Annotated in this window: 22 protein-coding genes and 2 pseudogenes; 17 read left to right on the top strand and 7 right to left on the bottom strand. The window is 53.4% G+C overall.

The features are described from left to right. Positions 1 to 377: 377 nt before the first annotated feature. Positions 378 to 929 (bottom strand): hypothetical protein, encoded by a 552-nt coding sequence (locus EPL00_RS21740; protein WP_135855293.1) that lies wholly within the window; start codon positions 927 to 929, stop codon positions 378 to 380. A gap of 1,002 nt (positions 930 to 1,931) precedes the next feature. On the opposite strand from EPL00_RS21740, the gene EPL00_RS21735 reads away from it, so the two are divergent. Next, complete coding sequence (locus tag EPL00_RS21735) at positions 1,932 to 2,216, top strand: hypothetical protein (protein WP_162224304.1); 285 nt, start codon at positions 1,932 to 1,934, stop codon at positions 2,214 to 2,216. A gap of 286 nt (positions 2,217 to 2,502) precedes the next feature. On the opposite strand, the gene EPL00_RS21730 is transcribed toward EPL00_RS21735, so the two are convergent. Further along, positions 2,503 to 2,940, bottom strand: coding sequence for a hypothetical protein (locus tag EPL00_RS21730; RefSeq protein ID WP_135855292.1), 438 nt, complete (start codon positions 2,938 to 2,940; stop codon positions 2,503 to 2,505). A 333-nt stretch (positions 2,941 to 3,273) separates the two neighbouring features. Here EPL00_RS21730 and EPL00_RS21725 point away from each other — a divergent pair, with 333 nt between their 5' ends. Next, positions 3,274 to 3,885 carry a hypothetical protein gene (locus EPL00_RS21725; protein ID WP_135855291.1) on the top strand — a complete coding sequence of 204 codons (612 nt, stop codon included), beginning with the start codon at positions 3,274 to 3,276 and terminating at the stop codon, positions 3,883 to 3,885. Between the two features lie 218 nt (positions 3,886 to 4,103). Here the strand turns inward: EPL00_RS21725 and EPL00_RS21720 are convergent, their stop codons facing one another. Continuing rightward, positions 4,104 to 6,518 carry a hypothetical protein gene (locus tag EPL00_RS21720; RefSeq protein ID WP_135855290.1) on the bottom strand — a complete coding sequence of 805 codons (2,415 nt, stop codon included), beginning with the start codon at positions 6,516 to 6,518 and terminating at the stop codon, positions 4,104 to 4,106. 106 nt (positions 6,519 to 6,624) lie between these two features. Between EPL00_RS21720 and EPL00_RS24220 the strand changes: the two are divergent. The 5 genes and pseudogenes from EPL00_RS24220 to EPL00_RS21695 form a co-directional block, all read left to right on the top strand. Further along, positions 6,625 to 6,944: pseudogene (locus EPL00_RS24220) on the top strand (PIN domain-containing protein); the annotation flags it as partial. A gap of 453 nt (positions 6,945 to 7,397) precedes the next feature. Beyond that, positions 7,398 to 8,477, top strand: coding sequence for a phospholipase D-like domain-containing protein (locus EPL00_RS21710; protein ID WP_162224302.1), 1,080 nt, complete (start codon positions 7,398 to 7,400; stop codon positions 8,475 to 8,477). Positions 8,478 to 9,123: 646 nt separating this feature from the next. Continuing rightward, entirely contained in the window at positions 9,124 to 9,498 is a 375-nt protein-coding gene (locus tag EPL00_RS21705) for a hypothetical protein (RefSeq protein WP_135855288.1), read from the top strand. A 618-nt stretch (positions 9,499 to 10,116) separates the two neighbouring features. Beyond that, entirely contained in the window at positions 10,117 to 11,205 is a 1,089-nt protein-coding gene (locus EPL00_RS21700; RefSeq protein ID WP_135855287.1) for a hypothetical protein, read from the top strand. 1 nt (position 11,206) lies between these two features. Continuing rightward, positions 11,207 to 12,085, top strand: coding sequence for a hypothetical protein (locus EPL00_RS21695; RefSeq protein WP_135855286.1), 879 nt, complete (start codon positions 11,207 to 11,209; stop codon positions 12,083 to 12,085). 24 nt (positions 12,086 to 12,109) lie between these two features. Here the strand turns inward: EPL00_RS21695 and EPL00_RS21690 are convergent, their stop codons facing one another. Then, a complete protein-coding gene (locus EPL00_RS21690) occupies positions 12,110 to 12,664 on the bottom strand; it encodes a hypothetical protein (RefSeq protein ID WP_135855285.1) in 555 nt (184 codons plus the stop codon). 436 nt (positions 12,665 to 13,100) lie between these two features. Then, on the bottom strand, positions 13,101 to 13,358 hold the full coding sequence (locus EPL00_RS21685) for an ArsR family transcriptional regulator (RefSeq protein ID WP_135855284.1): 258 nt from the start codon (positions 13,356 to 13,358) through the stop codon (positions 13,101 to 13,103). A 328-nt stretch (positions 13,359 to 13,686) separates the two neighbouring features. On the opposite strand from EPL00_RS21685, the gene EPL00_RS21680 reads away from it, so the two are divergent. The 4 genes from EPL00_RS21680 to EPL00_RS21665 all read left to right on the top strand — a co-directional run bounded on the left by EPL00_RS21680 (position 13,687) and on the right by EPL00_RS21665 (position 15,995). Then, on the top strand, positions 13,687 to 14,058 hold the full coding sequence (locus tag EPL00_RS21680) for a helix-turn-helix domain-containing protein (RefSeq protein WP_135855283.1): 372 nt from the start codon (positions 13,687 to 13,689) through the stop codon (positions 14,056 to 14,058). Further along, positions 14,055 to 14,447, top strand: a complete 393-nt coding sequence (locus EPL00_RS21675; RefSeq protein ID WP_135855282.1) for a hypothetical protein — start codon at positions 14,055 to 14,057, stop codon at positions 14,445 to 14,447. The genes EPL00_RS21680 and EPL00_RS21675 overlap by 4 nt, the downstream gene beginning before the upstream one ends. A gap of 151 nt (positions 14,448 to 14,598) precedes the next feature. Beyond that, on the top strand, positions 14,599 to 14,997 hold the full coding sequence (locus EPL00_RS21670) for a helix-turn-helix domain-containing protein (protein WP_135855281.1): 399 nt from the start codon (positions 14,599 to 14,601) through the stop codon (positions 14,995 to 14,997). Between the two features lie 89 nt (positions 14,998 to 15,086). Continuing rightward, positions 15,087 to 15,995, top strand: a complete 909-nt coding sequence (locus EPL00_RS21665) for a hypothetical protein (protein WP_135855280.1) — start codon at positions 15,087 to 15,089, stop codon at positions 15,993 to 15,995. A gap of 299 nt (positions 15,996 to 16,294) precedes the next feature. Here the strand turns inward: EPL00_RS21665 and EPL00_RS21660 are convergent. Next, a pseudogene (locus EPL00_RS21660) lies at positions 16,295 to 16,432 on the bottom strand (transposase); the annotation flags it as partial. A gap of 53 nt (positions 16,433 to 16,485) precedes the next feature. On the opposite strand from EPL00_RS21660, the gene EPL00_RS21655 reads away from it, so the two are divergent. The 6 genes from EPL00_RS21655 to EPL00_RS21630 all read left to right on the top strand — a co-directional run bounded on the left by EPL00_RS21655 (position 16,486) and on the right by EPL00_RS21630 (position 21,042). Then, positions 16,486 to 16,641 (top strand): DUF2080 family transposase-associated protein, encoded by a 156-nt coding sequence (locus EPL00_RS21655; protein WP_135855279.1) that lies wholly within the window; start codon positions 16,486 to 16,488, stop codon positions 16,639 to 16,641. Next, on the top strand, positions 16,638 to 17,915 hold the full coding sequence (locus EPL00_RS21650; protein ID WP_135855278.1) for an RNA-guided endonuclease InsQ/TnpB family protein: 1,278 nt from the start codon (positions 16,638 to 16,640) through the stop codon (positions 17,913 to 17,915). The genes EPL00_RS21655 and EPL00_RS21650 overlap by 4 nt, the downstream gene beginning before the upstream one ends. Before the next feature lie 270 nt (positions 17,916 to 18,185). Beyond that, positions 18,186 to 18,368, top strand: coding sequence for a hypothetical protein (locus EPL00_RS21645; protein ID WP_135855277.1), 183 nt, complete (start codon positions 18,186 to 18,188; stop codon positions 18,366 to 18,368). Between the two features lie 122 nt (positions 18,369 to 18,490). Then, the gene (locus EPL00_RS21640) at positions 18,491 to 19,075 is read left to right on the top strand and encodes a hypothetical protein (RefSeq protein ID WP_202932739.1); all 585 of its coding nucleotides are present in this window, start codon (positions 18,491 to 18,493) and stop codon (positions 19,073 to 19,075) included. 263 nt (positions 19,076 to 19,338) lie between these two features. Next, positions 19,339 to 20,085 carry a hypothetical protein gene (locus tag EPL00_RS21635; protein WP_135855275.1) on the top strand — a complete coding sequence of 249 codons (747 nt, stop codon included), beginning with the start codon at positions 19,339 to 19,341 and terminating at the stop codon, positions 20,083 to 20,085. 342 nt (positions 20,086 to 20,427) lie between these two features. Then, the gene (locus EPL00_RS21630; protein WP_135855274.1) at positions 20,428 to 21,042 is read left to right on the top strand and encodes a hypothetical protein; all 615 of its coding nucleotides are present in this window, start codon (positions 20,428 to 20,430) and stop codon (positions 21,040 to 21,042) included. Between the two features lie 167 nt (positions 21,043 to 21,209). On the opposite strand, the gene EPL00_RS21625 is transcribed toward EPL00_RS21630, so the two are convergent. Beyond that, positions 21,210 to 24,662, bottom strand: a complete 3,453-nt coding sequence (locus EPL00_RS21625) for a tetratricopeptide repeat protein (RefSeq protein WP_135855273.1) — start codon at positions 24,660 to 24,662, stop codon at positions 21,210 to 21,212. Positions 24,663 to 24,684 lie beyond the last annotated feature (22 nt).

The following is a 24,684-nucleotide window of genomic DNA, read 5'->3' as shown; positions in this document are numbered from 1 at the left end:
CGCTACTCCGGGACCACCCACGGACTATCTTGTTTTTCAAAACGAGAGTCACGGGAGGTCTCGCGGTTACTACCGGTTTCTTAATTTTCGTTCATAAAATCATGTTCCACGTTCTACAACCTATTGACGGCGGAGATAGATAGAAGAACGAAAGCAAAGAGCGGGTCGCAGAAAAGCCGATAGAACGGGCCAAGGACGGTTGTATCTGGCTTCCCGCTCGCTAACCAATGCTTCTGTGAGTGATTGCAGATTCATTGGTTAGTTCTGGCAAGCGAAGTTCCGGCGGGCACCACGTTTCAAAGCGGCCGCGATGGCTACTCAAAACGAGTAGGCCCGTCCCCCCTTACTGAAACTGAGTAAGCAACTCCGACAAGGTTCTAATCGGTGTCCGGTCGATGCTGGTCGAGGTCTACCCCCATCTCCTCGAAGGCGCGTTGGAACGTCACCATCATCCTCTTGAGCGCCTCCAAGTTCTCCGCTACATCTTCATCAAGGGCACCAGTCGAGCTTTCTTCAATCGCGGTCAACGTCTCTCGAATCTCGATGAGTTCGTCTTCTACCTGACTCAGGTCCTCTGGCGATGCAAGGTCGTGACCGAGGTCGCCGCTCGTTATCTGATCGAGTGCCTGTTCTCCAGCGGCAGTTAACTCCGCACTCTTTGGTCCGAGCTGGCCGCCCTCGTAGACCGGGGCATCGTAGACCTCGATGAGGTTAGCTACCTTCTTGCTCCGTTTCAGCCGATGCTGGACTTCCTTATCATCTAACCCCGAGACTTTCCGAATCCGGCCCGTCGTGGCGGGTGCATCAACCTTCTCGTTGGGCGTTGCGTAGCTCTCGTTGACCGCTGCGATTGCTCGGAGGAACCGCACATCTTTACTCCCGAGGTCGGGGAGAGTGATAGAATAATCACTATTCTGATCTTCTTCCATGGACATCTCTATCTTCAAATAGGGTATTAGACCCTATTATAGCTAGTGGATGATAGATAAAATCGGTACTAAGACCTCGTTTGAACAATACCCACTAACTCAGAATGGGTATTATTCCCCCTTTCTAACAGTGCCCCCTGTATAGAATAGGACTTAATCCCTCTTTTTTCCAGTACCTACAGTTCAAAACAGGGTATAATACCTTCATCTTTGAGTTATACCCCTGCTCTCAAGAGGTATTAATACCCCCTAAATCCCGGCTCCGTCTATTAATGGCGGGATATCCGCCAGTAGCGTGGTAAAGTGATACCCCAAGGAGAGGAGAACCAGTGGACTGAGAGGAGAGCGCGAGTCAGTGGCAGTCCAGCTGAGCGCGAGTTCTGGTAGTCCAGCGAGAGCGATAGCTCGACAGGACCCCGAGGAGTTCCCGAGGGTGCCGTGGCGTGGTGCAGGGCCGACAGGCGATCAGGGCGACTCACCGCGAGGAGGTTCTCGTCGAGGACCGAAATCTCTACCAAGGGCGGCCAGTGGCGTCGAGTGAGCGTGGTGGTGTGGCGATGCCCGAGTAAGGTCTTACCGGGAGAGAAGGCCAGCGAGCGACCAGTGTGGGTATCTCTGTCTCCTCGTGGCGGTGGATATCCCGAGGAGGGCGTGCTGGTCTGCATCGCACACTGTAGCGTCACTAGGAGTCCGAGGAGAGCGCGCGGCCTCGACAGCAGGGAGAAGTATCCTCAGAGGAGTCCACTGGCGCGCTCTCCGGAGTCTTCTGCTGTGGTGGGTGGCAGTCTCCTCGGTGGAGCCTCCGCCTCTGCGCTCCAGTAGGAGTCCCTCTTTGCGCTCTCTCCTAATTCCGGCCAGCCTCGTCGCGGCGTCGTCTCCACCAGTCTCTCCTCGTGGGGTAGTCCCCGGAGCGCAAGGCCAGCCTGTCACCTGCGTCGTAGCCCTCTGGTGCGTTGGTCTTTTCTCAGTGGGGTAGTCAGCGGGGCGCTCCCTGTCTGACTGGTGTGGGCGACTTCATCGGGACAGCTCTTCATTCTGGTAGCCTTCTCCAACGACACCTTCTCCAACGACACCTTCTCCAACGACACCTTCTCCAACGACACCTTCTCCAACGACACCTTCTCCAACAAGACCCTCGACGACAGCCTTCCTGGACCTAGCCACCGCAACCGCAGTAGGACTACCGAGCCGAGCGCCCCACTTCTTGATAGGTGTGTCGTCTCTCCTCGCGCCAGCCTCCTCGAGGGCGCGGCGTTCAACGAAACTCCTCGGTGGGACAGGGCTTAGTGCGACGTTGGGACTACCAGTCTGAGCGCCCGGCCGACTGCCCGCCAGACGACGGGGACGATGGACGACTAGACGGAGCGCCGCAAGGTGTCCAAGACGGTCCGAGACGGATTTATCAACGTGAGACGTACGGTGGACGTGGGCTGGGAAAGAACAGGCCAGAGTCGGGACTGTGGCGTGCGGAGGTCGAGGACGGCATAAGAACCGTACGGGAGTGTGGAGCGTTGTCGCTACCCACGTTTCTGTTCGGGAGGAGAAGAATGAGGAGGTTAGTGCTACTCAGTTGTTATTCGAGTTCGCTCGCCCAGACGCGCCACGATTCGTAGGTGGATGGCATTTGAGCCGGTGGGTCACGTCGCCAGTTCGAGTCCGGGTCTGAGTCGGAGAGACCGCGAGCGACCATCTTGGCAGTGTAGGCGACAGCGTGCCCGTCACGGCGAAGGTGGAGAGTCCACGTCGGTTCCGAGAGGGTGCGTTTTCCAGTAGGGGTGTACGCGACGATGTTGGAGGTACGGGCAATGCTGACGACATCGTAGCGGCGGAACTTGATGAGACGTTCACTCGGTCGGAGGCTTTCGGAGTCGATAGGTTCGCGGTGGATGATTTCGTCACCTTCGGACAGCGAAACGCCCCCGGCGGGGCCGGAGACGGTGAGGGTGTTCGGAGTGTTCGAGGCGGTCGGGTGAACCGACCACTCAGAAGCGTCATGAGATTGGACGCTCATCAGTTGTTGCACCTCCAGCATCCGTCGGATTCGAGGGTTTCGTCGGTCGTTTCGAGTCCGCAGGTCTCGCACCGCCAGTATCGGTAGGGTTCGCTGGAGCTATCACGGCCAGTATGCGGACCGGTGATGTTTTCGGACGTATCGCGGGTGGGAAGTTCTGGGCCGGTGCGTGCGTTTCCAGTTTCCGAGTCGGTTTGTGCCATCGCATCTGAATAATGGGGAGACTATTGTAAAAGTTTTTCTATTCTAATTAGGTATCCATAACCACCAGCAATATAGTACCTAAATAGAATAGAAAATTTTATTAGCGAGTCTCCCTATTATCCGAATGCGATGGCAACTCAGAACCCCAGTATTCCGCTTACGCTCGCACCGCCGACTGAGCTGAAAGACGCCGACGAAGACGAACTTGCGACCGACGAGAAGCGTGAACTTCGAGCGCACACCCAAGAAATGCTGATTATTCCTCATGCCGACGAAGACGGCTACTGTACCGGTACATACGATATCCACCGACCGGCAAAGGACCCCTACACCGTGAACCCACGTGAACTGGACGAAAGCCCGTCGGTGATGATGTGCGGAGATATGCAGTATCGTCGGCCGAGCGGAGGCTGTAAGCATATCCGTAGGATTCAGACGATGGTCGAGCAAGACCTACTGCCAGACGAAGACGAGGATGCAACCGAATACCTTGAGAATCTAGTGGACACCTACGAGCGACTTGTGGAGGAACGGGATGAGTTGACTGACCAACAGGCGAGATTGCGGCGACAAATCCGCTTGAAACTCGAAGAACGGTCGTGTTCAACCACCGGAACCGCCCGCTTACGACTACGAAAAGAACATCCAGAACGACGCCCAAACTCTCGGCGCGTTCGGCCCGGTCCATCCGGAGGATGGAAGCCCGTGGGCACGCCTCGACCGGAAAGATATTGTCTTTGAATTTTTAAAGCAGAAAAAGCAGAAATCTTCAGTGATACCACCTCAGCGAATATCATACTAACCCATGCCGCATGGCGAGATGGAGTCTACATTGGTTAGCGATTTTCTCGGATTAGTCATCGAAATCACTCCGATACCACCCAAGTGAAAATCCACAATAGACGACTTGACCTTCGTGGATCTCCTTACAGGAAATTGCGGCCAGAATAGTTCCCCATTTAGTTCATAATACGAGAGTCGATTGTGAGTATTCGAGGGAACGAGTTCTCGGCCTTGTGTTTGAGTGACATCAATAGATTTGAAAATTGTTCTTGGTTGATAAGTACTGCTTGCCCTTCTTCGGGGAGCAGTGACTCATATTCAATATCAATCTTATTCCGATGCTCAAGATTTTGCAGTTCCTTTAGCTCTTCAAGGTATACTGAATTACTTTGAATTGATGCCCAGTATTCGAACATTGAAGGTAGGACAACGGTAAGTTCGGTCTTGTATTCAGGCAGATTAATTTCGTCGAAAATATCTTCGGATTTGATTACTGCTGTAATTGTCTCTTCCTCAAGTGCCTCAAGAGTCGGGACTACTCCCACCTCCTCAGTCAAGCCAATCACATCACCCTGCCTGTAGACCGTATCTTTTCGTTCTAATTGTTGGATTGCGTTCCGGATCTGCATCTCCATACCGATGTCCTCCGATGGGCGGTTATTCGGCGAATTAAACAGATGGTCGTGTAGAGTCTTTTCAGAGAACTTACTCTCCTCTAATTGATTATACACGACTCTGAGAAGATACGACAATCGAACTTCACCGCGTTGACCAAGTGCATTTGTAATGAGCTGCTCAGAGATGGACATTTCTTGTTCTAATGGATACGCAATTACACCAGCAACATCTGCGAACTTGAGTAATGTTTGATCAGCAGAACACAACGGGATGTCTCGGTTCTTCGCTACTTGCAAGATCGTTTGGTCTGTCTCGACCCCATCCATCGTGTCGGTTGTCCTGTTTGTGTCCACGATTTCTAACTCGACAATGCCTGCATCGCTCAGCTCACGTAGTGTTTCCAGTTCCTCTAGTCCTGCGTCTCCATGGTCTTTCTCTCGTTCAACTTGTCGGTGGATTTCTTCAAGAACGACATCCGGAACGACAATCGTGGCATCATAGAGATCGCCGTCAGATATCAGTCGAGTAATAACGCCTGCATCAATGATACTCGTATCCGCGACGAATACAGAGAGATCACTTGGGAAAAGTGGTTGGTCTATCCCATCAATTTCGGTGCTGTTATTGGCAAACCCAGCAACTGCTTCAATGAGATCCCTTTCATCTGGTGGCGCACGGACTTCTTCTTGAACTCGCTCCAGAATATCCGATTGCAGAATTGGTGTCTTACTGATTCGAGTCCCGTCAAATTCACGGAGTGAAGTCTCGCAGCCAAATTCTCGTTCAATGAATTCCTGCAATGTCCCAACATCAGACTCAAACTCACGCTTTCTCCGATATTTTTGACCCCTCACCAGCCAATAACCGTTAACGTAGAGACGCTGATTGATATCACGTCTTTCATCTCTTCCGTTAAGCACAAATCCATTGTCGGCCGCTGCCCAACCTCCAAAATGGTCATGAAGGCCTTCCCAGTCTGCCGACTCTTGAGCCACTTCATCTGTTAAGTAAGGAGTGGTCGGTACACGAATCGCCGCATAGAAATCATATAGCCGGGAGATACTCAGATTGTCTACCGGTCGAACAAAACCATGATAGCTCTCTTGATCATCATCCAACTGAATTTTCGCGATAGTTCCGATTTTCGTTCGTAATCCATGGTCACTCGGGTCGGCGACAGTACACGGTTCATTCCAATTCAGAACTCGTCCTTGGAGAGTATCCCGAATATCTTTGGAGGTGATCTCATAATCGGATGCTGCTACTCGACGATCTTGATACACATACACCTTCTCGACCTCCGGAAGAGTCTCAGGCGGCAAAGATTCGACCGTCACAACCTTCTCAAAAGCAACGTCAGACTCATGTATTATTTCCCCATCTTTATGCATATCGTACTTCAAGAAATCCTGATACTGAAACACGGAAACAAACGTCTGAAACACATCGAAACTAATCACCACATCTGGGTTCTCAACATCTAGCGACTGTTCTGCAGTAGCAGCTGCAAGAACAGAATCACGCTCACTCCAAGGATTACCCAAGCCGTCAACAATCCCATTATCCCGATGCCGGTCCTCAACCGCCTGTAACACGTTCTTCGGTGAAGGAAGAATTTCGTCAATTTCAGCGACTTCGAGTACGTCTCGCGCTATCACCTCCTCGTAACCTTCTGTCTCTGCTTGCGAAACCCGTTCAATAGATCCATACACACCCACCGGAAAAACAGGTGTCCGGACCATATCCGACTCATCCAGAGCAAACTCAGGGACACGCTCAGACAGACGGCCGCTAATCGTCAACTCAACCAACTCCATCGGCGGCTCCTCCACCGCAATCAGACCCGTTTCATTGAACGCGACCCTCCACGATAACTCATTCAAGCCAAGAAAACTAGCTATGCTGCTTTCCACGCGATTTAGCGTCTCCTCGACCGCTATATCAACATCAACATACCCAATACCTCCACTCATAAGTATACACGCGAATTGTTAGCTACACCTATTAAATTCCCAGCTTACACTCTCACAAAGCAACTTCCTTGCCAGAACCCCCCTCGACTCTCTACAGAAAGAGCAGGCCGAGGCGAACGCCAGTAAAGTATTCTATTTCGTCGTCCGTTTCGAGGGAGCTGCCGACGATACGCCGACTACTGCATATCCCTCCGAGCGGCCGACCGAGACCTGCGCGCCCTCGAACGTTGTGGCTTAGGCATCGAGCGGATGGACTGGCGACTCGTTGGCGGACTGAAGGCCGATGGTCAAATCTCGCTCGCCGACGCTCACGCAACTGCCTTAGTCCACGAACGCAATGCAACCCTCACCGCTGGAGCAGACGACAACTTCGAGGAGCTTCCGAAGGACGTAGAACAACTTCACTTTCGACAATCTAGTGTTTGAGAAACGATTTTCCGCTTCAAACTCGGAAACAACGATATCATGCCATCTTCACCACCACAACCTCGGTGAAGTGCTGGATTAACTGTACTCCTCGGGTGCGAGCCAATCAAGCGTCTACCCCGTGCTGAAAACGCTCCGGTGGGATGGAGTAGTGGCGAAGTGTGAGGGCTACGGGAGTGTGTACGGGTTGACCGAGGAGGGCCGTAAGGTACTGGAGTATGGCGTTGGGGAGCGAGTGCCCGAGGAGTAAACGATGTTTTCCAATTTCCGTCATGTAGACGGCACGCGACTGTGGTGTGTCGGAGTTGGTCCTGCCGCGGCGGTCGAACTCCGCGAATTGATAGAACGCTTCATGATGAATACAGCGCGCATATTCATCATTGCCCATTCAGCTTCTCTAGGAACACTATTACAAGCACAGGAGTAGAAATATCCGATTGAAAATTCATGAGTATGAAATTATTGTACCACGATTTTGATGGCAATGGTGGTGTTTCTCCCTTCAATGACACTCTTGAAGAATTATCTAACGCCGAATCACTGGCTATTGCATCCCCTTATATCACACTGAGTATTCTTCGCGAACTCATCGACTCTTGCGAGTCTTGGCGGCTCATCACCGATGTGCAAGAATGGATGCGAACGCAGTCTGCCGACCAACGAGATAGCACTATTGAATTTATCAAGAAGAATAGAGAGTCAATCCATGACTGTCGAAACCTACACGCGAAGCTGGTGGTGGGTGATGCTACTGCGTTTATTGGTTCTGCTAATCTGACGGACGCTGGCCTCAGTAGGAATGCTGAGATTGGCGTTCGTTTAGATGATGAGTCTGAAACAGCGGAACTTCAACAGTGGTTTGAGCAGCTCTGGTCTCACACCGAACTAACTGATTTTTCGGAGCTACAGACGTATGCCGATGACGTACAGTCTACAACGGACTACCCAACAGTATCTATGACCAACACCGGGCCATCAATCAACAACTCACTTCCATTCTCGAAGCCGTCATCAACTCCTGTTGAGGACACCCAACACGAAGATCTCGTGGAAGCTGTTGAACACACGCCCTCTAAAGAGTGGATAGAAGCCTATTTTGATTGGATTAGCAAGCTGATTGATTTCACAGGACTGGACGAGGGTGACGAGCGCATTGCAACTACAGTTCCAACTTCCCGAAAGATTGCAGTGAACGTGAACCAACGATACGTCCTAACGGCGTATCTCGATCAAGCCCAGATTGGTTTGATGCTACCGGGTGATAGTATCGCGGTCACAGAACTATCTGAATATATCAGTGATTTTGGACAGTTTTCAACGCCATCAGATACCGACCCTTATTGGTTTGAGTTCCCGACTCCACTTGACGTACACATTACTAATACAATCGAAGAAGATTGGCAGAGGGCAGTTCAAACAGAAATGAGCCGTGCAGAGCGGTCATCACACCGTAATTCGCATAACCCCGCGGTATACCGTACTGCTGTTAATCGTGAATACCGAAAAAAGGTATTGTCCAAGTCATTTCAGTAAACCTCCTTGGGCACGGGAAAATCATGAAAGCCCACACGATTCAGACACCTTCAAGAGACACTCTCTCCATCGCCGTCCTACTAACCAATGACGCCAACTAAACAGCGGCCTTCATTGGTTAGCTCAACATACTTCAAAAACCGGAGGGACTCCAATCTCAGTAGCCGGTATAGAGCGCAACTTAAGTACGATTCGAGTGGTGTGAAACGCATATTTTCTTTGCCGATGGGAGTTCTAACCTACGTTTTGCATCCAGTAGTTTTAAGTTAAATAAGTGTATAACTCTAGTTAGGAAAGCCGAGGCTATTCGGGCTTGTTCTCTCTCCTCGGGAGAACGGTCCGCGGGTGCGCCAACACCCGAGACCACGGCTTTCCGTTGCACGGAGAAAGCCATGTTTGAGTCAACACTACGCGAAGAAAAGCGTACCGCTAGCAAACCGAGTGTAGTCCGTTCGGAAGGGGTGTGAGTATGGGGTGTCGCAAATGTGGGTGTTCGACGCCCCACCGGATCTGTCGTGAATGCGAGCGCATGGAGCGCGCCGAAGAACAAGCGCGGCGGTCGGGCCTCGGACTTGATGTTGCGGACTGTCCCGAGTGTGGCGGTCAGACAAGCGGTGAAGGTGTGGTGTGTTGGAGGTGTCGCTAGATGGCGTACGCTGAGTCGGAGGCCGAAACCGTGTGCGTCGAGACGGATGTCGAGCAGGTGCTTACTGGATTGCAGGTCGGGCTGGACGGTGCGAGAGGAACCTGTTGCTGTTGTGGCCGGGACCTGTATGACGGACATTGCGTCACCGTCTATGCGTATCGCACAGCCGGGCACGACCAGTGGAACCTCCCGCGGGTGTACTGTCGCGACTGTAACGGTGGCCAGATCGAGACGCCCACGCTCGGAACAGTCGAGGTTGTGGCGACCGCGTTCCTCGGAGTGTTGCAAGTGGCGGCGTCGCAAACGACTCGGTTAGTGTTGACGGGTGTCGAGTTGGAGGAGTACAGCGGGCCAGCCGACGGAAGCGACGCATAGTGGACGAGGGGTCGGTTAGTCAGAACCGCTCTCAATCGCTATATTTGCTTCTTGGTATCTGAATTCGGTGGAAACGGTCGGAATAGGATTCGTCTCACGCTAACCAATGAATCGGCTATCGGAGTTGAATCCATTGGTTAGCACTATTGCCGGTGCAATCTATTTCTCACCATACGACCAAGCAGGTGTTTCCAAGCGGGGAGAATCCAATTCCATGCACTGCTAACCAATGAGTTCTATCCAAAAGACGGTCTCATTGGTTAGTAGTGATACGGTCCGCCGCTTGAAGCTCGCTCAGTCACACCACACAATTCCGGATTACTCGGATAGGTCTTGTTTTACCGGCAATGATGTTGCAACGAGGTGAGTTGGACTCGGCGTACGAGGAGCGCGTGGAGACTCCATATTTGAACCATTTCGTCGGCGGTCTCTGTAGTGAGGGTATTAGAAGTTGACTTTAGATATAGAGAGTGGTGAAATGACCGATTTCAGGGGAATCATCAAGTGCATGGAGGCCCTCCTCTTAGGACGACGAATCCGGTCGTAGTAAAAACGCATTTACACAAGCCTTTAGTTAAGTTAGTACAGAACACCTAATGAACAAGTTAGCTATAAAAAATGTCCACAACTGAATTCTACAGCCGGAACGAATTACATGACTATTTTCAACAACGATTAGTGGGCACTCAAAGAAATCTTTCTCAAGATCAGCGACTTGACAAAGGTCAGGAAATGGTCAAGACCTATGTTATTGAGTCTAATGTTTCGGCCGAGGATTTCCTTGAAGAGAGTGAAATAATAACTACATATAGCCCTATTGACGCCGAACTATACCGGTTGGATATTAATTACGGTGATGGAGGTACTTACTACTTAGATGCCAGCGATAACCGATTTTGGTCACTTTACACACTGGAAGGCTCGCAATCTGCTCAACAGACTTTCAATAGATTGACGACAACGGATGGTAATGGTCTTGATCACCCTTGGATTCCCAATGGTACCCAAAAGGAAATAATAGAGTGGGGTGAGTTCCAAGGTGCTGGTCTAAAACAACTGGGTGAAGATGCATTCCCACCAGAGTATATCAAAGAGCAAGGTGGGATTGGTGACCTTCGACTGGACCTAAATGGTGAAGATACTAATAGAATCTATTCGCTGTTTCAAGACGATATAGACATTGAGAAGATACTCTCCCTTTCACGGGTTAAAATCCGCCACAGTAAAGGGTCGGACTATATCACGGAGCGGATTACCAGCGACGGGGCATTTACTGCTCGTGGAGGTACTAATATCCAACTGCACCTCGACATTGTAGAGAAGGTGAAAAACATATACCGGGAGATGGTCCACGAAATAGAGGGAAAGTATCGGCTTTCCTATAGCGAAGTAGATCATGGTACCCGAGTTAATGGGAAACATCTTCGTATCGACTTAGAAAACCGAATAAATGACATTGAAGAGTTCCTCTCATACGTCGTTAACGCAAAAAATCCCTTCCGTCTGATGGGGACGACGACACAGCTTAGCGAGAACTATTACAAGATGAAAGGAGTCGATCTCCACAACGGGGACAAAATCACCTTAGAGGTTGGCCCAACTTGGATTCGTGTCTACCTCTATGACGACGCTTGCGGTAACACTGCCCTCCGAATATTTTCTAATATTCAACAACATTATGACCCCGCAGCAGTGATGGACATATAGGATGTATAGTGTCTCGGCTCATACGGTTCAAATAAACGGTTGGATCTCCCTTGCAAAAGGTAACGAAGGATTCTCCCATTCGTTGTCAGATCGAAAATATGCATGTGATTTAATCGAACACGAATTTGAAATTGGAGACGACGATGTCCATCCTGATATTATCCTATCTTCTGAGTTGGATAATTATTCAATAATCGCGGAGTGCAAATCTGAGAGATTGGATTCGGACCAACTTCGACGATATAAACGATTCGAGAAAAATCCCGAGAAACTATTGGACCGAACGAATCTAGATGCCCTACTTGACTCCTCCAAGTTCGGACTCGAGGTTTGTTACTCTTCGCTGTCTGACCTCTCGACAAGGGAGTTGTTAACGGAGACAGATACACCATTTGTACAGTTTTCGCACTCTTCCACGAGTGGAGTCTTAATCGAAAACTCTCTTCCATTCCAATTTTCGGAGCTAGCATCCCGGTTCCCCATCAATATGGACCCAGACGAGGCTCTTCCCACGGAATACTATCCTTTCGACGTTGACCAACCAGAAGACCGCGAGCAATTCGTGGCTACAATTATTCAGGCGCTACTCCGGACTGCCCTTATGGAAAACACAACTAAGACGAAACAAATAGTGAAGGAGGCTCATCCTCATTGGGACCATATCGGGTCTGAGAAACAGTCTCGATTTGTAGACGAGACTAAGAAGGTAATCGAAATCCTCGAGCGGTCAGAACTTCAAGAGTATATTGAGAATGTAGCAGACTCAGCAGATAAATGGAAAATTTCACCGAAAACTGCTCAAGCGATTCAGAAGCGCATGAACGGCACAGATTTTGTCCAGAAAATAGCTGAGCAAGCCGATTTTGACGACTTTGGGTAGTTACCAATCGAGGTGTTTTGCTTCCTACATGGATTCTGACGTAGAGACAACTGTATGAGTACAATGCGGATGGTCTGGAATCATAACCTCTTCGTGCCACTCCCCATCTACATGGGCGCGCCGCAGTCGATTTAAGAGTAATTCAATTTCTACTTCATTTCCTGCCAGCATCTGCGTACAGTCAGAACTAACATCCTCTTCGGAAGAGTGAGGGATGAAACAGGTCTGGTCGCCGCGTTCTTGCAGAAGCAGGAGTACGGCTTGGTTGTAGAACCGACTGGCTTGTGTCCGAACTAACCGTTCTGCCCACCCCTTTGCGAATACCTGATTGTTGCTCGCGTGAGGTGACTCGTGGCGCGGCAATTCCGAGGAGACTTCTTGAAACGCTTGCTCTAAGTTGGTCTCACCTCGGAAATACTCTCTCAAGATTTCACGGAGAGATTCGGTTCGGTTACCCCCCTGAGTTACCTTCCCGTGAATAGGTTGTTCATTTACTAAGTCTAAAATGTTGTTTTGAAGCTCTTCATTGGCGGTTACTGCCTCCGGGATTTCGTAGAAATCTTCAGCCCAAGTTGTCATTTGTTAGCCTCGATCTAGGATAATTGGTTATGGGATTTATATATTTGGGTCATGCCAAGCGTACGCTATATTAAAAATAGGCTGTTGTAACTCTAATATGGTATCGAGAGTCGTTGACTTCGGTTCATCGACTCTACTGCCTACTCATCGATGAACCAGATGCCATACTGTCAATAATTGGGTTTATTCGTTCACGCTCGCCATACGCCCTTTTAGTCGGACGGTCTTGCGCCGAGTATGCCACCAAACCGTGGCCAAGATGAAGATAGATACGGGCCAAATCGAACTCAAAATGCGCTGGATACACGACGATCGAGGGAACCGGACTACACCAGCGAAGCCATCCGAACTACGAACCCGACGGTCGCCACGACGAAGACGACCAGAAACACTAAAAAATTCGTGTCCAGCGATGGACTGACCGACCGATCATCAACTACTTCTCGCCGCTTTCGAGTTCTTCTGCGTCAAGTTCGCCAGCGAGATATGCGCGACCTTTTGTAGTTAGTTTGTATAATGCTCGCTCTTCGTTTTCATACGCGATGAGATTCCCATTTTTGAGTTCGCGCAGGCGCTGATTTACCGTTGAGAGTGTATATGGGAGATTCGCCTCAATAACACCGGGAGTAGCAACCAACTCTTCATTGCCCTCGTTAAGTAGAAATTCGAGAATTGCATCGTCCGCACGAGTCATCCAATCAACGTGCGGCCGTCTCATTTGTGGTATCTGGAATGGGTATAAGCCATTTAACGCCGCTGATAGGCGATCTTAATGCACAAAACAGCATATTCTGGTGCATAGTATTATGCATTAGAAATAAGTATCCCCTGTTATAATCGAGAAAACAAGACTGCTCGGTAGGCCATCTGGTCTTAGAAAAGACCCGTGGGGCATCACGGGCCTATCGTGCGGTCGTTAAGAGAACGAACCGCATGTTCGCGTTTACCCAGACGGGACTTGAATGTCCCGCACGACCAGCGACTAGCTTAGCAACTACCCTGACGACGGGAGGAGTCCCGCGATGAGCGTGGACTCCTCTTGGTCGGTCGCGGACCTCCGTGCGTTCGAGCGCGATCTCTTGTTCGCGGTCCGGGCGCTCGAACGTCGCGACAGTCCACCGAAGGGCCTCGCAATCAAGCAGTATCTCGATACCGAGTACCCCGAGGAGATTAATCATTCGCGGCTGTACCAGAATTTAGATGAACACGTTGAGCGCGGGTTGCTGGAGAAGGCCGAACGCGATGGCCGCACCAACGAGTATGCGACGACTGAGCAAGCCCGCATCCTGCTGAATACATTCGCGCGCCGACGTGCAGAACAGACCGGCATCGAACTTGAGTCCGATTCTGCCCCGAGCCAAACGAACGCCTTCGAACGGGAGGGCGAGTCATGACGCAGGCGGTCGAGGAGGTCGGGCCGGACCTCTCGGAAGCTATTCCCGAGACGTTCGATGTGTGCGACGGGTGTGGAACGCCGACGGTCCAGTTGTCGAGCCATACGTGTCCGGACCCGGAGACGGTTGCTGACCCGACGCGCGAGGAACTGGATCGCCGCACCGAACAGGATCCGTTTCCCGCAAGTGACACCGTTCTCGTCCGGACGACGAATCGGACGAATACGTACGCCTACCACGAGACCGACCACGACGATACCCCGCTGTGCCCGGTGGACCACGACGACCTCACACAACTCGCCCGCGCCGACGCTCAAGACCAGCGGTACGCGCCGTGCCAGTTCTGCCAGCGGATTCGCCGCGCGAACGAGGAGGTGACCGACCGATGAGTACGACGACGACGCTTGAAGATGGTGAGTGTCCGTGCTGTAATTCGAAGATTGCCGCGATCACTGCCGATAGTCCCACGGAACACACCCTCCAGCCCTGCGGTTGCACACTGCCCACGGAATCTACTGCTCGCACGGGAGGTGACCGTCGATGAATTCGTTTCGTTCACTCACGGAGATGGCGGCCGATCTCACGAGCTACAAACGCGACCTCCTGCTGGCGACCTACCGCGCGAACCAAGCGAACGACACACCGGTTGGGACGGATGTCAAGGACGAACTCGAAACACTCGGCCAGACCAACACCGAGGGCGGCCAGTTCTACCCGCGGCTCAACGAACTCGTCGAGCAGGGGTTCCTGACGAAGAGCGACCACCCTGACGACGCACGCGGATTCACCTGCGACCTCACCGAGGAGGGCCGGATTCTCCTTACCCAGTTGTTTGTGCGGACCGCTGCCTCACTCGATATCGACGTGGCCGAGTTCGAGTTGCCCGCCGACCCATCGTGTCCGCGACAGCGACGCCTACACGGGAGAACACGCGGGTAGCCCAGACGCCCCCTTGTTCGCTCCTCTTCGCGCGCATGCACGCCTAGCGGTATCGCCACCGAATCACCCAAGATCACTCCCGAGAACCGATGACCACCGACACCCCCACCGACGAATCGCAGACTCCGGCCGACGAACAGCTTGACGAACTCATTGACCAACGCATTCAGGAAGCGACCGCCGACCTCCGAGAACAGATTGCCGACCTTGAAGCAGAAGTAACCGAACTCCGCGACGAACTCTCCCAAGAGCGCGAGGCGCGCCGCGAGGCCGAAACGCGACTCACAGATATAGAGGAGACAGTCGAAGGCGAACACGACGCGCGACTCAACGCCCTCGAAGCGAAAGCAAACGGCACCCGCTCAATGATCGCGGAACTGCAGTCCCGCGAGCTAGAGAAAGGCGCGCACCTCGCGTACGAGAACGTCGAGCCGAACATCATGGACGAGCTTCTCGACGTGGATGGTGAGCGTGTCGAACGGATTACGAAAGACGACGGCAACCACTACGCCCGCCTGCCCGGCGAGGAAGACGCACTCAATCGCGGTGGCGCAGTCGCCCACTCGACGGCCGACCTGCTACCGATCCAACGCCTCGCTCGCTACGATGATGAAATGCTCGCGAGCGTTACTAACCGCAAGCCCGACGAGCTTGCAGCGAAGGCATGGCGGGAGCGTGACGATTCCGGCCGATACCAGTTATGGACGAGCGGGAGTAGCGGATGGCGTGTTTACCTGAAGTCGTCAGATCTTGCTGATTGGATTCGCGCGAACGAAGAAGGTGTGTCGAAGAACTATGCCCAAGAATTGGCACGGCGCACCCTCGACGCGATGGCCGAATTAAGCAAGCACCGGCTCATCACCACCCAGAAGAAACGCACCACAGACGGCTTGACCTACAAGGAGAACGTCGTGGTGTTGACCGAGGAGGCCGACCTACCAGGCGAACCGTCGCTGGGTGACGCAGGGAGTCCGGCAACAGACGAGGTGGCCGGATAACGGAGTGGCCGGACCAGATCAGGCCCCGAGAGGGAGACACCTCTCACGCAACCACCCCTAACCGGTCGCGGTCTGGATCCGTCACGACATGTAGCCCGCCCCTTAGGGTGGCTCCTCGTGGCGGTGGCACCGTCTGGCTACTAGTATGTCTGTCAATTCCAGCGGCATCCAGCGGCAACCGTGGAGAAGGTGAGGTAGAGGTTCGACCGCCAACAGCGTCTGTGGTCGGGGTGGAACACGCCCGAGCAGGGTTGTACTGGTGCGTCGTGATGTATTGGTAGAGTCGTTCGTGTAGGTTGGTACTCCTCGCATGTGTCGCGGAAACACTCGTCCAGCGAGTCTTCGGTTGGTTCGAGTATCGCGTGGCGGTACTTCGGATACCACACGGAGTGGTAGTTGACGGTGTACACCGTGTTGTTCGACCACTTCTCGGCCATATTGAGGCTAAGTATCCGACACAATTAAGTATATATAAAGTATATACACAGGTATGGCGAATCGCTTTGAAATCGACGGCGAGGAAGTTCTTGACGGCGAGGTCAAACCGTTTGGGAACAGCGCCCACGTCACCGTCCCGAAACGTTGGCGTGGGGCCAACGTGAAAGTCGTCCGAATCTCGGAACCCACCGAACAAGACGAAGAATGACTGATTCACAGGCTCTCGTCAAGACGCTGGATTTCCAACTCGACATTCAGAGTGACAATGAGAGCCTGCTGTACGACGCCACCCTCGAAGCCCGCCGGGTGTACAACGAAACTATCCGCCTCGCCAAGCAAGGCGTGGACTGGGACGCGATTCCCGACCGCGTGGCCGACGACGCCAACCTCGTGAAGAACACGACTCAGCGCGTCGTTGCAAAGGCACTCGGCATGATGGAGAACTACTACGAGTGCGACGACTTTGGACTCCCGAGTCACACCAAGGATAGTGTGTACCCGCTTCGTGCGAACTACGAGGAGGGGTACAACCTGTCGCTCTCCGGCGATGGCGACGTGGCGTTCCGAATCAGTGCAAAGCCGTACAATCACGTCAAGGGCGTCCTCAAAGGGAGTGACGCCCACCTCGACATTCTCAAGACCGCACTCAAAAGTGACGAGTGGAAGATTGGGACGGCAGAAGCCTTGTTCCACAACGAGAACGCCGAGTTGCACGTCAACGTCACCAACACCGAACAGACTGTTCGAGACAAGCAGGACTCACGGACGGTCGTCGGCGTGGACGTGAACGAGGACAACGTGGCGCTCACCGCACTCTCCGAGCATGGCGTCAAGGACACGTTGGTTATCGAGTTCCCCGAAATCAAGTTCGAGCGCCACCGCTACTTTACGATGCGAAAGCGCGTCCAGAACGCGGGGAAAGACAGTATTCACGATACGCTGGAAGGGCGTGAGGAACGGTTTGTCCACGATAGACTCCATAAGATGAGCCGTCACATCGTGGAGTGGAGCCAACAGTTCGAGAAGCCGTGTATCGTCTTTGAAGACCTCAAAGAGATGCGCGACGGTCTCGACTACGGTACCCGGATGAACCGACGCTTGCACCACTTGCCGTTCCGCGCCCTTCAGTTCCTTACATCGTACAAGGCGTCGTTCGAAGGGGTTCCGACCGCGTGGGTTAACCCTAAGTACACCAGCCAACGGTGCCCGATGTGTGGGCATACGGATCGTGCGAACCGTAACAAGAAGCGGTTCAAGTGTCGGTCGTGTTCCCATCAAGACCATAGCGACCGTGGTGCAAGCGTCAACATCGCCGTGAAAGGCATCAAAAAGCATCAGGATTGGAATGTGCCTGCTCTCAACAGCCTTCCCGTTGTTCGGACGGTGCGACGGCAGGCATCGGGGGCCGTGGACGCCCCGACCGTGACCCACCCGACCGCGACAGGTCGCCGTACCGATGGGCGTGTGGGTGTGTCCGAGTAATCCACGGGAAGCCTCGGGACTTGCCCCCGAGGCAGTTCACGTATGGACGGGCCGCCCGGCACTGACAGCTATCCTCCGAGACGCTGCGACGTGGAATCTGCAACTCGGAGTCGTCAAGTCGTTCCCAGCGGCCTCGGCCGGTGAGGAGCCATGTCGGTTCGGCGGCCAGCCCGGCGGGAAGTGGCAAGTCGTCCGTGCAGGCTGGGCGCGAGGAACGTGTCCGGTCGGCGGTGAAGAATCAGAGATGTGGAGCGAGGGAGGAGAGTAGAAATGGTCGCCTTTTGGGAAGCACTTGGGGTAGACCCGGACGACCTTGGCGGCGAGGACGCCCGCGAGATTGCGAACCTCATTCACTCAGAACTGAATGCTCGCGGATACGAGGTCGAGGGTATCGCTCCGGTCCTGAACCGGGACCTGCATCAGGCGCTTGAAACTGCTCGCGAAGACGCCTAAGCTGACCTTCGCTATTTTTGATAATGAGACTGTATTATACTAGGGCTTCGCCGGAGAACCTACGGAAGACCCGTGAACACGCACCGTCGCACGTCCACGGCGCGGGATGGACCCCGCAGAAAATGACGCCTCACGACGTTCCCTATTTCGTAGATAACGGCGCGTATAGCGGCAAGTTCGATATGGACGAGTGGCTTGATACGCTCGAAAAGGCGAAGACGGAGATGCCTCGGTGGCCAGATTTCATCGTCTGGCCCGATGTCCACGGAGACGCCGAGGCCACCCGCGAACTGTGCGAAAGCCTATTCCATCGTGATGCGCCCCTCCTCCCGCGACGGCAGGATTTTAACCGCTACGTCGCCTTTCAGCCCGGTCTGTCGATAGACGAACTATTCGAGTTCGCCACGGATATGCTCGCGGACGGTATCTTCGTCGGAGGAAGCAAGCGGTGGAAGCGAGCGCATGGCCCGGAAATCGTCGCCCGCGCCCATGACGAGGGACTCCAGGTTCACGTTGGGAATCCCGGTGGTGAGGACGGCCTTGTCTGGGCATATCAAACGGGGTTCGATTCTGCCGATACGACGACCGTGTTTCAGAACGAGTACTGGCACTATCTGGAGCGGTTAGAGGAAGCGACAGAAGAGACTCAGACACCTACGCAGGACACCTGCCAGCTCGAATTGACCGAGAGTGTCGAAGTGGTTTAGCTCTTATCGAGACCGTGTCGTTGGGATGTCCGTCCTGTAGCATCAACTCACTGTTGTACCTAAATAGAATAGAAAAGCTTATGAAATAGCCTCCCGATTATCTAGATGCAACAATGGGGCATCAGGCCCGTCTCGGAGAAGACCGATTCGACACGGCATCTCAGTCCACGACTACTGAGGAAGTAACGACGGAATCACCGACCACAGAACCGCAAACGGCCGGTAGTACTCCTGAGGCTATCCGTGAGGCACTACTCGACGCGGTGCCCGGCCAAGAGGTAGTCATCGAGAGAGAGACCTACCACGTCGCCCACGTCCAAGACCACTACCTCCAGAAGCTACTTGAACTCCCGACAGTCGAATTCAACGAGGCCGACAGCCCCCTCGTTCTCGGTGCCCCAGACGAGGGCGATGTCGCGTGGGCCGCCGATATTCCCGACGAGAAGGGCGCACCGCCGAGTGAGGAAGACCGCATCCCCTACGACCACATTATCGTCGGCGAGAACCCAGTCCTTTCCGAACTCGTAGGCGGCGAAGAAGGCATGACCGTCACCACAGACCGGGATTGCCCCCACTGCGGGAAGACCGCCACCGGCTTCGAGCAGGACAACGCCGAGGAGTCTCACGGGCGAGTGACGGACGTACCGGACCCACTCATCGAACTCCGTCACTGCGGCGACTGTAACGTCGCGTTCGCAGTGAACCGTCCAGCAGACCCAGATACGGCGTCCGTCACCACGTACGGTATCTATAGTGGCGAGGATACCGCTGACATCGACGGTCTCTACGTCCGGAAGGACACTTGTCTCATGCAGTTCATGCGTGAGACGGACACGTACAAGGGCGTCTGGACCGCCAGCGAGGTCGCCAGTTTCGTGAATGGGAAGATGAACACGGAAGGTGATGCGGACCGGTTCGGATTCGTGAACGTCAAGCAAGGCGGGAAGCGCGTCGTCTGGCACGACGACAATCCCTACAACACCGAAATCGAGTTCTGCCAAATCAAATAGAAAGCGACCGGTATTCGTTGATGCGGAGTAGCGTAGGACCACAACCAATACGGAGGCCGGTGAATCCCCTCATTAGTAGCTTGATCGGTTAGTCGTTCTCGGTAGTAGTTAGATTTTAGAAGGGTTGGGGCGTCGGTTTAGTCTGGGTCGTGGGAACAAATGACACGATGCAAAATACTCATAGCTATTTTTCTCGTTGTGGTACTCGCTGGGACAGCTACGCCACACACAAGCCAGTCGCAAGCCACGCCAGAACTGCACTCGTCGTGTAAGCGTCCGATAGCGGACGATACGGCCGTACGTAATGATACACCAACGACGCCACCGGACATCACCGTACATGTGTTTCCCGACGAGCGCCGAATCGACGCGGGCACCGAACAGACATTGACGATTTGCGTTGTGAATCACTCGAACCGGACGGTGTCGGATATTCTTGGCGTCTGGCATGCTGGCGATTCGCCCACGATGCTGTATTTATTCGGGCCAGACGACTGTATCGTGAACGATAACTCGATTGGGGTCCGGCGAATCGGGCGTAGCGAGACCGAGGAGTGTGACGGCAAGCCGAAACGCGACGAGGGAGTTGACGGAATGGAAGACGGCAACGTCATCTACAGCTATGATAACGGACTGCAACCGACCGACGTAGCCCAGTATACTGTGATCACGAACATCTCGAAAACCGGAACCTACCTTGTTCGCGCTAAGTATGGTCCCGCAGACCTCACCGGAATCACGCCCATAGATCAAGACATCTCGCGAATAACCGTCTACTGCTCCCCCGAATGCCTCTTCGACCGTCACCGCGACCTGATACTCGGTGTCAGCGCACTCCTTGTCGGACTTCTCGGCGTCATTTTTGCCTCAGACCGCGCCCGCACCAGCCTCTACCACGGTATCGTTCACGTCTATAAGAGCCTCTGCAACACGCTCTGTGGCAACACCGATGAGTGACCAATAGGGCACAGATTTCCACTGGCGGAGATGGACCTGAGTCTGCTAATACAACGTGTATTCTTGATGTATCTACTACATGTAAGCACTTTGTTGAGCGTAGAGGGTATTCCACCCCCATCTACAGAAATCCAACAAGAACGAGAGCGCCTTTCAAGAAGCTTCAATTAAACGACTGCCTGCACCGCCTGTAATAGCTTCGCATATGCAAGTGCTTCTAATTCGTCGAGACCGAACTCCTCTTCGTCCACTTCCCGTCTTTGCTCAACGAGTTCCCGTGCTTGCTTGATGAATTCCGCTGGCGCTGTCTCGACAGTCTCTGTGTGCAGATACTCGTAGAGAACGCGGGCCGCTTCCGCCAGCTGGTCGTCGTCCGGTTCAATCTCTTCAAGTACGTCTTCCGGGTCTATATCGCTATCCGTATCGACCGATACAAGATGTGCGGCAACGCCAACACCCGCGCCAAGAATGACTGGGTAAATATCGTCATCTGGCTCAAATGTGTCGCGGCGCTCCCAGATCGCTTGGAGTAATTGAACCGCCTGACTGGCGTTATCGTCAAGAATCGTATCCAACGCGTAATTGTATAGTTCGAACGTGCGTTCGGGTGTCTCAACTAACTGGGCACGGTTACGGCGGAACTTATAGGCCCGCTCTTCGACCGGTAGGTCAATCGAATCACAGCGTTCGATCCCTTTCCGACACCACTCTAGCGCCGCATCCTCGTTCTCCGCCCGCAGATACGTATGAATTAGATTCGAAATGGTCTGCAGTTCCATACGGACTGCGCCAAGCTCCCGGAAAATAGCATATCCCTCTTCAAGATACTCCACCGCCCCCTCAAAGTCATCTTGTTTTTCTGCAATAATCCCAAGATTACTAAGACTTCGTGCCTCGCTCGCACGATCATCAAGATCACGACTGATCGCAAGGCTCTGCTCGTAATAATCACGACCCGCCTCGTAATCGCCCTCCTTCGTAGCGACACCCGCGAGATTATTGAGAGTCCTCGCTACGCCAGCACGGTTACCGAGGTTTCGCTCAATTGTGAGACTCTGCTGGTAGTACTCTCGAGCCGCCTCGAAATCATCCTGCTTAAAAGCGACATTCCCGAGATTACTGAGGCTCTTTGCTTCACTCGCACGATTACCGAGATCACGCTTGATCGTGAGACTTTGTTCGTGGTAGTCACGTGCCTTCTCAAGATCACCCCGCTCAAAAGCCACAAGCCCAAGATTACCGAGATTCTTTGCTTCACCCGCACGGTTACCAAGGTCACGTTCGATCGATAGACTTTGCTTATGATAGTCACGAGCCTCCTCAAGGTCACCTTGATTTCGGGCGACGAGAGCAAGATTACCGAGACCTCTTGCTACACCCGCACGGTTACCGAGGTCACGTTGGATTGTAAGACTCTGCTCGTAGTACTCTCGAGCCGCCTCAAAATCGCCTTGGTCGCGAGCAATATTTCCAAGATTTCCAAGACTTCTTGCTACACCCGCATGATTATTGAGTTTCCGCTCGATGGCGAGGCTCCGTTCGAGGTAGTCACGGGCGGTCGCAAAATCACCTACGACATGCGCCAAGTTTCCTTTCGCATTATAATAAATCGAGTCGGCTTCACCCTCACTCCCACTAGCTGAGAGATCTCGAAAGGCTTCCAGTTCTTGGGTCGCGATGTCGGGATGGCCTTGTTTGCGGTGCATCTGATACCGGGAGAGCGTACAGTTCGCGGTAGCTGTCTGCGAACAGTTATCCGGAAGTGAGAGACCGGAGTACTCCATCGTTCCAAATAGCGGAGTGAGTCGCGGGCGAGCTTCCCCAATCTCGAAGACTGCGCGAACGAACCAATTTGATAGCGTTTCAGAATGGTTGTTGTGTGCGCGAAGCCGTTGAGTTGGCCGACCAAGATAGCGTTCGATTGCTTCGCGTCGGTCGGCATCTTCGAGGAACCGAAACAACGCGTTCAAGACGCTCTCAAACTGATCGCGTGCGATGCTCTCGACCGTCGCCGTATCGAGGTAGTGTTGGAGGTACAGTTCCGACCAGACAGGATGGTGAGTCAGAGGCTGGTCGTCGGAGTCCATGCCGAAAAACAACCAGCTGTCAAGCGCGGTCCGTATCTCATCGATTGCTCGGAAGGTTTCCTCATCGTCGCCGATAACATATAGGAGTTCTCGGTGGACCGGGATTTCGGCGGCGTTCAAGAGGTTGGCGAGCAAGCTCACGTGTTCGAACAACTTAGCGTCCGATACCTCGTCGTAGTCACTGGCATCCTGCGTTGTGATGTGGGTGAACGTTTCAGCGACGTTGGCTTCGAGTGCCGATGCTTCGTCGTCGGGCATCGCTTCGACACCACCGATTGGGAGGTGATAAGACAGCAGGAGCATCGGACTTGCGCCATGCTGGGTGTGAATCTGGCCAACTAACTCATCGGGGTTCGCCTCTACCCGTCGGTCAGCCACCGATTCAAACTGATCAATGAACTGTTCGATTTCAGACTCCGTGAGTGCCGAGAGATCACGCCGTGTGGGATACCGGGTTCGCGTTGTAAGGACGTCTTGGTAGTTCTGACTATCAGTGTCGAACGCGTCATGGTGTTTTGCATGGTCGTCGAACTGCTTCCATTCGCGCTCCCGCGAGTTCAACAGAAAACACACGTTGTCGGCTGGCTCCAACGCATCAAGAACCTCATAGAAAGGGACGACACTCTGGCGAGCAGCATCTTCGACAACCACCAGCACCGGCATGTCCGCAGCGAGTTGCTGAATTGCGGCGATTAGCCGGTCAGGATCGGTGATTGGGTCACCGCCTTTATGGTAGAGGATAACTCCGTCTGGATGTCGATTATACCATTCGATGGCCGTCGCTCTAGTGGTCGTCGTTTTGCCAGCGCCGGGCGGACTCACCAGCACCGTCCCACCGCCATCAGCGAGATCTGCGAGTAGCCGGTCGGTGACTGTCGTGTACTCCTCGCCCGGCCAATCCCGGTCAATCGCGTACCCTTCATTGAGTTCGGAGAACGTGAACGCCCGCCGCCAGCAGTACTCGGGGTCCACCGTACGGTTCCGAATATAGGCATCGTCAATCCAATCGAACCCTTGTTCGGTGAACACGTCGAACTGACTATCGCCGCTAGCTCGCTCGAGGAGTTGCTGCAGTAGTCGAATGATGTGTTTCCGGGATAGGTCCGGGTCGCTACTGAGTTCACGTTCGAGGTACCGACAGAAGTCAGCCGCGACCGCAGTATAGTCAAGCGAGAGAGATTCGTCCGCGTGTTCTTCGAGTTCATCTGCGATAAGGTCGGTTGCAATTGACTCGCCGAGCGTCTCGAAGTTGTCAAGTTGCGACTCTAATGTTTCCGATTCAAGAACCTCATATAAGAGTACAGTAATGACAAAGACGCCTGTCTCCTCGGGTGGTAGTTCTTTGTCGTCAACGAATGGTGGTAAGTGTGCTGACTGTGTTGTCTTGGGGATGTCGGCTGCGAGTGCGTCGGCGTGGTCGTGGGCTGTCTGTTCAACTGCGGCGGTGATGTGTGGCGCGAGGTCGTCTCGGAGTCGGTCTGCACCTTCGTTGAATAGCAGTGGGGTGGCTCGTAACGCGGTCCCGATGTCCATTGAGTGAAGTTATGACCACATA

Source organism: Halorussus salinus (assembly GCF_004765815.2).
GTDB lineage: Archaea > Halobacteriota > Halobacteria > Halobacteriales > Haladaptataceae > Halorussus > Halorussus salinus.
Note: the sequence above shows the minus strand (reverse complement) of the source record. Positions and strands in the feature narration are given on the sequence as shown.